Here is a 14216-nt window from a genome sequence, read left to right as displayed (position 1 = left end):
ACCACCTCCGCGAGAAAAAACAGAACCGGCAGACTGAGCTGCCGGTTGTTGATCGTCAAGGGTGGAAATGTACAGTCATGTACCGTTGATTTGTGTTGAATCCACCGACGCCATCGCGAGCAGGCTCACTCCTACAATTGGAATGCATTTCAACTGTAGGAGTGAGCCTGCTCGCGATGGGGCCAGTACAAACCCTAGAGAACTAAAGCCCCTCCAACTCCGCCATCAGATCATTCAACCGATCCACCTTCTCCTCGGTAATATCACTGGCCGCCAATCCATCGATGTACTCAGCCAGTTCCTCTACCGTGCTGCACTCGAACATCGCGCGCAGCGGCACGTTGCGTTGCAGGGCTTTCTGCACCCGCGATGCAATTTGCGTCGCCAGCAAGGAATGCCCGCCGAGTTCGAAGAAGTTGTCGCGCACGCCGACCTTTTCCACCTTCAACACCTCGGCCCAGATATCAGCCAGGGTCTGCTCCAGCTCGTTGCGCGGGGCGAGATAATCCTCGCTCTGCAATTGACCGATCTCCAGCGCCGGCAGGGCTTTGCGGTCGAGTTTGCCGTTGGCATTGAGCGGCATCTGCTGCAGCCACAGCCAGTGCAGCGGCACCATGTATTCCGGCAGTTCGGCGCGCAGGCGCTGCTTGATCCGTTCAAGGCGTTCGCCCGGATTGAGCGCTGCATCGGCAGCAACCAGATAACCCACCAGATGCTTGCCGTTGACGCCTTCCTGCACGCCAACCGCAGCGTCGCGCACTTCCGGCTGTTCATGCAGGCGCGCTTCGATTTCACCAAGTTCGATGCGGAAGCCGCGAATCTTCACCTGATGATCGACGCGGCCGACGTATTCCAGCACGCCGTCAGCGCGGCGCCGCGCCAGGTCGCCGGTACGGTACAGACGCTCGCCCGGCGCGCCGAACGGATTCGGCACGAACACTGGCGCGGTGCGCAGCGGATCACTGACGTAGCCGCGTCCGACACCGGTGCCGGCCACGCACAGTTCACCCACCGCGCCCAGCGGTACCAGATCCAGCGCACCATCGAGCAGATAGAGCAAGTTGTTGTCGGTCGGCGTGCCGATCGGCAAATAACTGCCGCGCGTCGAGGCCAGGTCAACGCGGAAGAACGCCACGTCGTCGGAACATTCCGCCGGGCCATAAGCATTGACCAGACCGATGTCCGGGTAACGCAGCAGCCATTGATGCGCCAGTTCGGGCGGCATCGCTTCGCCGGTCGGCAGCATCCAGCGCAGACCGTCGAGGCTCATGTGGTCAGCGCCGAGCATGCCCTGGATCAGCGAGGGCACACTCTCCAGCACGGTGATGCCCTGCGCCTGCACATGCGCCAGCAGACCTTGCGGATCGTGTGCGATGGTGTTCGGCACGATGTCGACCCGCGCGCCGAACAACGGCGCGGCGAGGAACTGCCAGACGGAAATGTCGAAGCTTTGCGAAGCGGTCTGCGCGATCACGTCGGCCTCGCTCAAGCCGAGGTACGGGCGTTTGCTCAACTGGTTGTTGAGCATGCCGCGCTGCTCGACCATCACGCCTTTTGGCAGACCGGTCGAACCCGAGGTGTAGATCACATAAGCGAGGTTATCCGGGCTGCTGTGAATGCCGGGATTCTCAGTCGCCGTCCCCGATACCTGCACCTCTTCCCACACCAGCAGGCGCGGACGATTCGAACAGCCAAACTCCTCAAGCAAACTCTGCGCCTGTTCAAGGCAGGCGGCGCTGCATACCAGCAATGGCGTGCGGCTCATCTCGATGATGCGGCTCAGGCGCTGGCTCGGCAGGCCCGGGTCCAGCGGCAGGTAACCGGCGCCGGCCTTGAAGCTGCCGATGATCATGCCGAGCAGGTCGAGATTACGCTCGGCCAGCAGCGCCACCGGTTGATCCATGCGCACCCCGGCGGCGATCAGCGCATGACCCAGGCGGTTGGCGTTGTGATTCAGCTCGGCATAGCTCAATTGCTGATCGAGGCAACTGGCGGCAATGCGCTGCGGATGCGCCGCGACCTGCGCTTCGAACAGCGCCACGTAGCTTTGCTCCAGCGGATAGTCGTGGCCGCTCTGGTTGCAACCGTGCAGGAGGAAATCGCGTTCTTCGTCGCCCAGCAACGGCAAGTCGGCCATGTCGCCATGAAAGCCGTCGACCAGCGCCAGCAGCAACCGCTTGAACTCAGCGAGCATGCGCTCGACCGTCGACTCGTCGAAGTAACGCTGGTCATACGACAGGTGCAAACCAAGGTCATCGCCCGGGTAGCACACCGCCGTCAGCGGGAAGTTGGTGTGGGTCCGGCCGGAATCCGAGGTCGCGTTCAAGCTCTGTGCACGATCCAGCACCGAGACTTCCACCGGAGCGTTTTCGAACACGAACAGGCTGTCGAACAGCGGCTGGCCTTTGGGCAATTCGCTCTGTTCCTGGATGTTCACCAGCGGCAGGTATTCGTACTCGCGCAGTTGCATGTTGCTGTCGAGCAACGCGCTGAGCCACTGGCGCACGCTGCTGCGCTGATCGTCCGCAGGCATCTTCACCCGCAGGGCGATGCTGTTGATGAACAGGCCGACGGTGCGCTGCATCTCCGGCATGTCCACCGGGCGCCCGGCCACGGTCACGCCGAAGAGCACGTCGCGATCGCCGCTCAAGCGTCGCAGAACCAGAGCCCACGCCGCCTGGGCAAAGGTGTTGACGGTCAATTGATGGGCCTGCGCCAGCTCGCGGAGCCGCACACCGTCCTCGACATTCAGGCGGGTGTAGCGGTCGCCGACGATCATGCCGCCGCTTTCACCGGCATGCTCGCGCAGGAACGGCCGGTCGCTCGGGATCGGCGTGGTGCGCTCGAAGCCCTGCAGATTCTGCCGCCACCACTGCCGCGCTTCGGCCAGGCTCTGCCGTTGCAGCCAGGCGATGTAATCGCGATAACGCGGCGGCACGCTCAACTGCGCTTCACGACCCTCGCCGAGTGCGGTGTAGATCTCGAAGAAGTCGTTCATCAGCAGCGAACGGCACCAGGCGTCGATGAGAATGTGGTGGTTGCTCATCATGAACCAGTAGCGCGCCGCGCCGACCTTGATCAGGCGCAGGTGGAACGGCGCCTGATAGAGCAGATCGAAACCCGCCTCGCGCTCGCTTTTCAGCAGCGCTTGCAGTTTCGGTTCCTGCTCGGGTTCGGCGACGGCGCTCCAGTCCAGATACTCGATCGGCGTGCGACCCGGGGTGTGAATCACTTGCAGCATGTCTTCGCCGACGTTCCAGCAGAACGAGGCGCGCAACGCTTCGTGACGCGCGACCACCGCTTGCCAGGCCTGAGCGAAACGCTCGGGATCGAGTTCGCTGTTAATGCGATAACGATCCTGCATGTAGTACAGACCGGTACCGGGCTCGAGCAGGGTGTGCAGGAGCATGCCCTCCTGCATCGGCGTCAGCGGATAGACATCTTCGATGTGTGCGGCCGGCACCGGCAAGGCGTCGAGTTGCGTCTGGGTCAGTTTTGCCAGCGGGAAGTCCGACGGCGTCAGACCGCCGGCCCCTTCCTGCAGGCAATGTTCGATCAGGCTTTGCAGCTCACCGACGTAAGCATCGGCCAGATCGTGGATGGTCTGCGCGTCATAACGCTCGGCGCTGAAGGTCCAGCGCAGGAGCAATTCGCCGCCATACACCTGACTGTCGACGCTCAGCTCGTTCGGCAACGGCGCCTGTGGGTCGTGGGCGGCACCGACCGGCTCATCGAGCGGACGGAGCAGCGCATCGCTGGCAAAACTCTGGTCGAACTGGCCGAGGTAATTGAAGGTGATCGGCGCGCTCGGCAGCGTAGCCATGCTCTGCCGGCAACCGTCATCGGCGAGATAGCGCAGCACGCCATAACCGAGACCTTTGTGCGGCACGGCGCGCAGTTGTTCCTTGATCGCCTTGATCGAAGCGCCCTGCCCGGCGGCCTCTTCGAGGGTGTGCGGAGTCAGGCGCAGCGGGTAGGCGCTGGTGAACCAGCCGACCGTACGGGTCAGGTCGATCTCGTCGAACAGGGTTTCGCGACCGTGACCTTCCAGTTGAATCAGTGCCGACGGCTGACCACTCCAGCGGCACAGCACGCGGGCCAGCGCGGTCAGCAGCAGGTCGTTGACCTGGGTGCGGTACGCGCTCGGCGCCCGTTGCAGCAACTGCCGGGTACGCTCGGCATCGAGGCGCACGCTGACGGTTTGCGCATGACGATTCTGCCCGCCGCCCTGCGGATTCTCGCAAGGCAGGTCAGCGCTCGGGCCGGCCAGTTGCGCTTGCCACCAGCTCAATTCTTCACGTAGCGATTCGCTGCCAGCGTAGGCCTGCAAACGCGCGGCCCAGTCCTTGAAGGCGCTGGTTTTCGCCGGCAGTTTCAGCGGCTGCGCCGCGTCGAGTTGGCGATACGCCGTTTGCAGATCGTCGAGCAACACGCGCCAGGAAACACCGTCGACCACCAAGTGGTGGATGGCGATAAACAGGCGTTGCTGATCATCAGCGACATCGACCAGCACCGCGCGCAGCAACGGGCCATTGTGCAGATGCAGACTGCGTTGCGCGTCGGCGAACAGGCCTTCGCACTGTTCCAGCGAATCGACGCTGAATTGCCACAGCACATCCTCATCCGTCAGCGCTTGATGCGTCGCTTGCCATACGCCATCGGTTTCGCTGAAACGCAGACGCAGTGCATCGTGCTGCTCGATCACCGCCAGCAAAGCCTGGCGTAAACGTTGCGGCGCGAGCGGCAGAGTCGGTTCCAGCAACAGCGCCTGGTTCCAGTGCTGACGCTCGGGGATATCCGTATCGAAGAACCAGTGCTGAATCGGTGTCAGACGCGACTCGCCGTCGACCAGACCTTGCTCGGCAGTCACTTGCTGCGTGCGACTGGCAACTGCAGCGAGCGTCTGCACGGTCTGATGCTGGAACAGATCACGCGGGCTGAAGTGAATACCCTGCTGACGCGCGCGGCTGACCACTTGAATCGACAGAATCGAATCACCGCCGAGTTCGAAGAAGTTATCGCTGAGACCGACCTGCCTGACGTTGAGCACGTCGCACCAGATCTGCGCGAGGGTCTGCTCCAGCGCGTTGCTTGGCGCGACGTAGTCCTGCCGATTGAGCTGCGGATCCGGTGCCGGCAAGGCGCGGCGGTCGAGTTTGCCGTTGGCGGTCAGCGGCATGCTCGCCAGCAGTATGAGGTGGGTCGGCACCATGTAATCCGGCAGTTGCGCCTTGAGGTGAGTCTTCAGTGCCTCGCGCAGTTCCGCTTGTTGCGCCTGATTTTGCTCGGCTACGTCGGTCACCAGGTAACCCACCAGTTGCTTGCCACTCGGTGCGTCCAGCGCCAGCACTACGGCTTCGCGAATCGAAGGGTGATCGAGCAGGCGCGTTTCGATTTCGCCCAGCTCGATACGGAAACCACGGATCTTCACCTGATGGTCGATCCGGCCCAGATACTCGACCAGACCATCGGCACGCTGGCGCACCAGGTCGCCGGTGCGATACATGCGTCCGCCATCAGCGGCAAACGGGTCAGCGACGAAACGCTCGGCGGTGATGCCCGGACGGTCGTGATAGGCCTGGGCCAGACCGGCGCCGCCAACGAACAATTCACCGGTCGCACCTTGCGGCACCAACGCCAGATCGGCGTCGAGAATGTACGCGACCCGCGCGCCGATCACGCTGCCGATCGGCACACTGCCGGCGCCCTCTTCCAGCACCTGCGGCGCCAGACTGGCCAGCGGCATGACCACGGTTTCGGTCGGGCCGTAGGCGTTGAAGAACTGCGCCGGTTGGAACGCCGCGCGGATGCGCTGCAGATGCTCGCCGGTCAGCGCTTCGCCGCCGGTGATGATCATCCGCACCGGCAGGACTTGGTTCTGTGTCGCGAGAAACTGCGCCAACTGGCTGCCGTAGCTTGGCGTGAAGCCAAGGACGTTGATTCGATGCGTACGAATCAAACCGCAGATTTCTTCCGCGTCCCATTGGCCCTGCGCCCGCAACACCACCTGCGCACCGCTGAGCAGCGGCACCAGCAGACGTTCGGTGGCAGCGTCGAAGTTGATCGAATAGAAATGCAGTTCACAGTCGTCCGGGCGCATGCCGAAGCGTTCGATCACGGCCTGGCAGTGCATGGCGATTTCGCCGTGGGAGACCACCACGCCTTTCGGTTTGCCGGTCGAGCCCGAGGTGTAAATCAGATAAGCCTGATGTTGCGGCAGGCTGATGAACGGCAACTCGCTGGCCGGGTAGTCGGCCAATGCCGGGCTGTCATCTTCCAGGCACCAGCGCGCCACGCTTGGCGGCAACTCGCCGAGGGCTTCGAACATCGCCCGATCGCTGAGCAGCAGGCCGATGCGACTGTCTTCGATCATGTAGTGCAAACGGTCGAGCGGGTATTCCGGATCCAGCGGCACATAGGCGCCACCAGCCTTGAGAATCGCCAGCAGGCCGATGACCATTTCCAGCGAACGCTCCAGCGCCAGACCCACCCGCACTTGCGGGCCGACCCCGCGTTCGCGCAGCGCCCAGGCCAAGCGATTGGCGCGGGCATCGAGCTCGGTGTAGCTCAGGGTCTGCCCGGCGAAGGTCAGCGCTGGCGCGTCTTTGCGCGCCAGTGCCTGTTCGGCAAACAGATGATGGATGCACTGGTCGAGACGATGCTCGCCCGGCTCGATGCCGAGGCTCTCGAGCAGTTGCTGTTGCTCAGGCTGATCGAGCAACGGCAATTCGCTGAGCCGTTGCTGCGGATTGGCGATCAACGCTTCAAGCAGGTTGCGCCAATGCCTGGCCATGCGCGCGATGGCCGGTTCGTCGAACAGATCGGTGCTGTAGGTCAGGCAGCAACCGAGGCGATGGTCGAGGTCGGTGACTTCCAGATTGAGGTCGAACTTGGTCGCCCGCGCATCGTTGGCCAGATACTCGACGGTCATGCCGGCCAGCGTGCGACTCTGCTGGAATTCCCAGCGCTGGACGTTGCACATCATCTGGAACAGCGGGTTGTAAGCGGCGCTGCGCGGCGGCTGCAAGGCTTCGACCAGATGATCGAACGGCAGATCCTGATGGGACTGGCCTTCGATCACCGTGTGGCGCACTTGCTCGAACAATTCGCCGACCGACATCTGCCCGTCGAGCTGGCAACGCAGCACCTGGGTGTTGAGGAACGCACCGATCAGCCCTTCGCTTTCCGGGCGGATGCGGTTGGCCACCGGCGCGCCGATGCGCAGGTCGGTCTGGCCGCTGTAGCGGTAGAGCAACGTGGCGAGTGCGGCAGTCATGGTCATGAACAGGGTCAGACCGTTTTGCGCGTTGAACGCCCGCACCCGCGCGGCGAGATCGTCGCTCAGATCGAAACGGTACAGCTCGCCCTGGTGGCTTTGCACCGGTGGACGCGGACGGTCGCCGGGCAATTCCAGCAGCGGATGTTCGCGGCCCAGTTGTGCAGTCCAATAGTCGAGTTGGCGCTGACGCTCGCCGGATTCCAGCCACTGGCGCTGCCAGACGCTGTAGTCGAGGTATTGCACCGGCAGCGGCTCGAGCGGTGATTCGCGCTCATCGACGAACGCTTCGTACAACGCGCTGAGTTCACGGGCAAAGATGTCCATCGCCCAGCCTTCGGTGACGATGTGGTGCAGGGTCAGAACGAAGTAATGCTCGTGCTCGGCAGTCTTGACCAGACAGGCGCGCAGCAGCGGGCCGGTTTCCAGGTCGAACGGCTGGTGCGCTTCTGCATCGGCCAGTTGCTGGACTTGTTGTTCACGCACAGCCGCCGGCAGGCTGGAGAAATCCTTCCAGCCCATGCGCACGCCGGTCTCGGCATGCACTTGCTGGCGGGCGACACCGTCAACACTTGGGAACGTTGTGCGCAGGGTTTCGTGACGCAGGATCAGCGCCTGCAACGCGGCCTCGAAATGCTCGACATGCAGCACGCCACGCAGGCGCGCCATGCCACCGACGTTGTACGCCGGGCTGTCCGGTTCCATCTGCCAGAGGAACCACATGCGCTGCTGCGAATAGGACAACGGCACCGCTTGGCTGCGATCGACTTTGCCGATCGGCAACTGTTGGTTGGTGCGGCCGCTGGCCTGGATCTGGCGGATCTGTTCGGCGTAATCGCCCAGTTCGCTGTGCTCGAACAGCGTGCGCAGCGGCAGTTCGACGTCACAGGCCTGACGTGTGCGGGAGATGATCTGAGTGGCCAGCAGCGAGTGACCGCCGAGGGCAAAGAAATCGTCGCTCAGGCCAATCTGATTGAGGCTGAGCACTTCACGCCAGATGGCGGCGATTTGTTGCTCCAGTTCGCTGACCGGTTCGACGTGTTCACGCACCTGCCATTGCGGTTCAGGCAAGGCGCGGCGGTCGAGTTTGCCGCTGGGGCTCAGCGGCATCGCGTCGAGGCGCAGCAGTTGCGCCGGGACCATGTACTCCGGCAGCTCGGCGGCCAAGGCGACTTTCAGGCGAGCGATTTGCTCATCGGCATCTTCAGGCAAATCGGTTGTCGTGAAGTAGCCGATCAGTTGCCCACCGGCAGCGGTTTCGCGCACCAGCACCACGGCTTGGGCGACGCCCTCCTGAGCGAGCAGCCGCGCCTGGATTTCTTCCGGCTCAACCCGAAAGCCGCGCAGCTTGACCTGCTGATCGAGACGGCCGAGGTATTCGATCACACCGTCGGACGTCCAGCGCGCACGGTCGCCAGTACGGTACAAGCGGGCGCCCTGCTCGCCCGATGGATCGACGACAAAACGTTCAGCGGTCAACGCCGGACGGCCGAGATAGCCACGGGCCAGACCGCTGCCGCTGATGCACAGCTCACCCGGCACGCCCGCTGGAACCGGGTTGAGATCGGCATCGAGGATGCGGCAGATCACGTTGCCCAGCGGCCGGCCAATCGGCGAGCGCTCGCCATCGGCGCTGGTGCAATGCCAGTGCGTGACGTTGATCGCAGTTTCAGTCGGGCCGTAACGGTTGTGCAGTTGCACCGCCGGTAGTTGCGCGAGGACACGATCGCGCAGTTCGGCCGGCAGTGCTTCACCGCCGGAGAATACCCGACGCAGGCTGGTGCATTCGGCGCTCAGCGGTTCATCTATGAACAGCGAGAGCAGCGGCGGCACAAAGTGCAGCGTGGTCACGCCATGTTCTTGAACCAGTTGCGCGATGCGATGCGGATCGCGGTGTTCGCCGGGGCCGGCAAGCAGCAGACGCGCGCCAGTGATCAGCGGCCAGAAGCATTCCCACACCGAGACGTCGAAACTGATCGGCGCTTTTTGCATCAGCACGTCGGTTTCATCGAGGGCATAGGTGTTCTGCATCCATTGCAGGCGCTCGGCCAGCGCTGCGTGGGTATTGCCGACGCCTTTCGGTTGCCCGGTGGAACCCGAGGTGTAAATCACGTAGGCGAGATTGTCGCCGTGCAAATGCAGGCCCGGTGCATGGCTCGGCCATTTTTCCAGGTGCAACGCGTCCATGGCGATCACACTGACACCGTCGCTGGCTGGCAGGCGCTCAAGCAGTTCGGTCTGGGTCAGGAGCAGTTCGACGCCACTGTCGCTGAGCATGTACGCGAGGCGCTCGGCCGGATATTCCGGATCAAGCGGCACATAGGCGCCGCCAGCCTTGATGATCGCCAGCAGACCGATCAGCAGTTGCGGCGAACGCTCGGCGGCGATGGCCACGCACACGTCCGGGCCGACGCCTTTGTCGCGCAGGTAATGGGCGAGCCGGTTGGCTTGCGCGTGCAGCTCGGCAAAATCCAGGCTACCGGTCTCCCACGCCAGCGCGGTGCGGTGCGGGGTTTTATGCAGTTGCTGGTCGAGCAGCTCCGGCAGCCACTGTTGCGCCGCGGTGCACGGTGCGACGCTCCAGTCCTTCTGCTGGTGTTGCTCGCTGGCGGTCAACAGGCGCAGATCGCCGATGGCCTGCTGAGGCCGTTCGCAGACTTCGCTGAGCAGATTGTGGAAATGCTCGGCCAGTCGCTCGATGGTCGCGGCGTCGAACAGTTCGCTGGCGTAGTCGAACGACAAGCTCAGACGTCCGTTGCGGTCTTCTTCACTGTGCAATTGCAGATCGAACTTGGCCTCGCGGCTGTGCCACGACAGCTCTTCGGCGAGCAGACCGGGCAAGCGCTTGAGTGCACCGAGGTCGCGCTGCTGATGGTTGAACATGACCTGGAACAGACCCTGTTCGCGGGCCTGCGGGAAGGCTTCAAGCAGTTGCTCGAAGGGCAGATCCTGATTGTCCTGGGCACCGAGTGCGGCCTGGCGCGTCTGGCTCAGCAACTCGGCAAACGGCAGGCGCGAATCGACGTGCGCACGCAGTACCTGGGTGTTGATGAAGAAGCCGATCAGGCCCTGGGTTTCCAGGCGCGGGCGGTTGGCATTGGGTACGCCGATGCGAATGTCGCGCTGACCGCTGTAGCGGTGCAGCAGGCTCTGCAACGCGGCGAGCAGAAGCATGAACGGCGTGGCTTGGTGCGCCTGCGCGGTCTGGCGGATGGCCTCGCTGAGCTGGGCACTCAGGCGCACGCTGTGGCGCGCAGCGCTGTGGTTTAGTCTGGCCGAGCGGGGATGATCGGTAGCCAGTTCCAGTGTCGGATGCTCATCGCCCAACTGCGCTTTCCAGTACGCCAGTTGCCGCTCGCCCTCGCCTTGCGCCAGCCATTGCCGCTGCCAGTGGCCGTAGTCGGCGTATTGCGTGGGCAGCACTGCCAGGTTTGCCGTTGTACCCTGCGCAGCGGCGGCGTAGAGGCGCGAGAACTCGTCGAGGAGAATATTCAGCGACCAGCCGTCGGCGATGATGTGGTGCATCGTCACCAGCAGTTGATGTTCTTCATCGTCGAGACGCACCAGGGTCACCCACAGCACCGGGCCTTTTTCCAGGTCGAACCGAGTGCGCGCCTGGTCTTCGCGAATCTGCTCGGCCCGGGCTTCACGCTCGGCCGCTGGCAGGTCGCTGATGTCGATCAATTGCAGATTGAATTCGGCGGCGGCGAGCACTTGCTGCAATGCCACACCGTCGCGTTCGAAGAAACGCGTGCGCAGGGATTCGTGGCGTTCGATCAGTTGCTGGAAGCTGCTGCGTACGGCGTCTTCGTCCAGCTCCCCACGCAGGCGCAGGCCACCGGGAATGTTGTAGGCGCTGCTGTGCGGGTCGAGCTGCCAGGTGATCCACAGACGATTTTGTGCCAGCGACTGCGGCATCGCCTCGCTGCGCGACAGCGCGGTGATAGCACCCTGCGCGCTGCCACCGTCCTGTTGTTGCTGCGCCACAGCGGCGGCGAAGGCGGACAGAGTCGGCGCTTCAAAGAGCAGGCGCAGACTCAGCTCTACACCGAGTTTTTCGCGAACCCGCGCGACGACTTGCGTCGCGGCGATCGAGTTGCCGCCGAGCAGGAAAAAGTGATCGTCGGCGTTGACCTGCTTGACGTTGAGTTGCTCGGCCCAGACTTGCCCGATCAACGTTTCGAGATCCGACGTGCTGCGGGTCGCAGTCTGGGTTTCGGCAGCGGTCGACGGGAACAGCGCATAGCTGTCGAGGCTGCCCTCGGCCAGACGATTGCGGCATGCCGAGCGCTGCAGTTTGCCGCTGGAGGTTTTCGGCAAAGCGCCCGGATTGAGCAGCACCACCACGCTTGGGGCTTGCTGATACGCCTCGGCGACGGCTTGGCGAATGGCTTTGATCAGCGCTTGCGGCGGGAGGATTTTCTGCACGCTGCGGCTGATTTCTGCGGCGATGCCAATGCCCTCTTCACCGTCGTCAGTGACTGCGAAGGCTGCGACGCGGCCCTTGCGCACAACTTCGACTTCGCGTTCGACGGTCTGCTCGATGTCCTGCGGATAGAGGTTGTGCCCGCGGACGATGAGCATGTCTTTCAGACGCCCGGTGACGAACAATTCGCCGTCACGGACAAAGCCCAGATCACCGGTGCGCAGCCAGGTGCGGCCGGCGTGCTGAACGAAGGTCTTGGCGCTGGCTTCGGGATTGCGCCAATAGCCGTGGGCAATGCTCGGGCCGGCGGCCCAGACTTCACCGACCGCGTTGTCCGCCAGTTCCTTGAGCGTATTCGGTTCGACGATCAGCACCGCGTGTTCCGGCTGGCTGATGCCACAGCTCATGATCGCGCCGCCGTCGCCCGGCTCGGCGCGGTTTTGCGCCAGCGCCTGATCGTTCACGCGCAGCGCCGGGATGCCGTTGCCGCGCGGCGTGCCGGCGACAAACAGGGTCGCCTCGGCCAAACCGTACGAAGCCATGAAACTCTGCTCACTGAAACCGCAGGCGGCGAATTTCTCGGCAAAGCGTTCAAGGGTATCGAGGCGGATCGGCTCGGAGCCAGAATAGGCCACGCGCCAATGGCTCAGATCGAGGCGCTCCAGCGCCGATTCGCTGACCCGCTCGCTGCACAGGCGGTAGGCGAAATCCGGCCCGCCGCTGATGGTACCGCCGTATTCGGCGATCGCTTCCAGCCAGCGCAATGGTCGGCCGAGGAAGTATGCCGGCGACATCAGAATGCACGGCACGCCGCTGAAGATCGGCTGCAGCAGGCCGCCGATCAATCCCATGTCGTGATACAGCGGCAACCAGCTGACGATGACGTCGTCCGGGTTGACGTCGATGCCGAAACCGTGACGGATCAGCAGTTCGTTGGCGACCAGATTGCCGTGGCTGACTTGCACGCCCTTGGGCAGCGCAGTGGAGCCGGAGGTGTATTGCAGGAAGGCGATGTGCTCGGGCGGCAGGCTCGGCTCAATCCAGCGCTCGGCCAGTGCGCTGTCGAGGGTGTCGACGCACAACAGCGGCGGCGCGCCCTCGATTTGCTGCAAGGCATCGCGCAGGTCGGCGCTGGTCAGCAACAGCCTGGGCTCGGCGTCGGCGATGATCGCCAGCAAGCGCTCCTGATGGTGACGCCGGGCGGATTCCGGCGGATAGGCCGGCACCGCGATCACACCGGCATACAGGCAGCCGAAAAACGCCGCGACGTAATCCGCGCCACTGGGGAACAGCAGCACCGCGCGCTCACCGAAACCGGCCTCGGCCTGCAATGCAGCGGCGATAGCGCGCGCGCGTTGATCCAGTTCGCGATAGCTGAGCACCACAGCCTGCTCCGGGTTTTCGGCGAGAAAACGCAAGGCCAGTCGGTCCGGCGTCAGGGCCGCACGACGCTTGAGGGCATGGACCAGGGTGCTGGGGAGTTCGAACGCGTCGGTCATGAGGTTTCCTGCCTGAATTCGGCTTGCAAGTGGAATCGGGTGGCTGCGTCACGCCTGTCGAGAGGCGTGCAGGGCGCGGTCTGTGCCGACCGCGCAAGGCATCGGAATGCGCTGTGGCCGGGGATCAACACCCGGAACCATTCACCAATGAGAACGGATGACGTCTTGAAATAATTAGTCGGCAGGCTCGACGTTCAACGGGGCCAGGCTGCGGCAGCGTGTCGCAGTTCGCAAAACACATCGACTTACAGCACTACTTCTCTTTCTCATTTGACAATCATTATCATTCAACATAATTTGTCGCTCGATGTGTAGGACGGCGCCGTCCCCCAGGCCCTCCCACTAACCTATTGGCAGCAAGGTGATTTCCATGACGGAACAAGTATCCACAAGCAGGTGCGATTCACCGCTACTTCAGGCATTCGTCGACAATCGACTGATTCTGGTCAAGATTGCAGCCCGCATTACCGGCTGCAGGTCTCGTGCCGAAGACGTGGTTCAGGATGCGTTTTTCCGACTGCAATCGGCGCCGCCGATCACGTCGTCGATCAAGGCTCAGCTGAGCTACCTGTTCCAGATCGTGCGCAACCTCGCCATCGATCACTACCGCAAGCAGGCGCTCGAACAGAAATACTCAGGCCCGGAAGAGGAAGGCTTGAACGTGGTGATTCAGGGCGCTTCGCCGGAAACGTCGCACATCAACTTCTCGACCCTGGAACACATCGCCGATGCGCTGACCGAACTGCCCAGCCGCACCCGCTACGCCTTCGAGATGTATCGCTTGCACGGCGTGCCGCAGAAAGACATCGCCAAGGAACTCGGCGTATCGCCGACCCTGGTCAACTTCATGATTCGTGATGCGCTGGTGCACTGCCGCAAGGTGTCGGGCAGTCGACGGGATGGGGTGATCGCGGGTCGTCGCTGAGACCGCGTCGTCTGATCAAAAAAGATCGCAGCCTTCGGCAGCTCCTACTTGAGAATGCATTCCTCTGTAGGAGCTGCCGAAGGCTGCGAT

At 63.2% G+C, this 14216-nt stretch carries 2 protein-coding genes; one reads left to right on the top strand and one right to left on the bottom strand.

What is annotated here, in order from left to right; all coding sequences use genetic code 11:
- Window positions 1-202 precede the first annotated feature (202 nt).
- On the bottom strand, window positions 203-13201 hold the full coding sequence (locus DCO47_RS09915; RefSeq protein ID WP_116658017.1) for a non-ribosomal peptide synthetase: 12999 nt from the start codon (window positions 13199-13201) through the stop codon (window positions 203-205).
- 370 nt (window positions 13202-13571) lie between these two features.
- Between DCO47_RS09915 and DCO47_RS09910 the strand changes: the two genes are divergently transcribed.
- Window positions 13572-14126: an RNA polymerase factor sigma-70 gene (locus DCO47_RS09910; RefSeq protein ID WP_042607842.1), complete on the top strand. Its 555-nt coding sequence runs from the start codon at window positions 13572-13574 to the stop codon at window positions 14124-14126.
- Window positions 14127-14216 lie beyond the last annotated feature (90 nt).

The organism is Pseudomonas sp. NDM, assembly GCF_003105095.1.
Lineage (GTDB): Bacteria > Pseudomonadota > Gammaproteobacteria > Pseudomonadales > Pseudomonadaceae > Aquipseudomonas > Aquipseudomonas moraviensis_A.
The sequence above is the reverse complement of the archived record's forward strand: the minus strand, read 5'-3'. Positions and strand labels throughout refer to the sequence as shown.

What these genes read in the sequence shown, in the direction of transcription:
- DCO47_RS09915 (WP_116658017.1), bottom strand. Translation starts at nt 13,201, where the DNA reads ATGACCGACGCGTTCGAACTCCCCAGCACCCTGGTCCATGCCCTCAAG.
- DCO47_RS09910 (WP_042607842.1), top strand. Translation starts at nt 13,572, where the DNA reads ATGACGGAACAAGTATCCACAAGCAGGTGCGATTCACCGCTACTTCAG.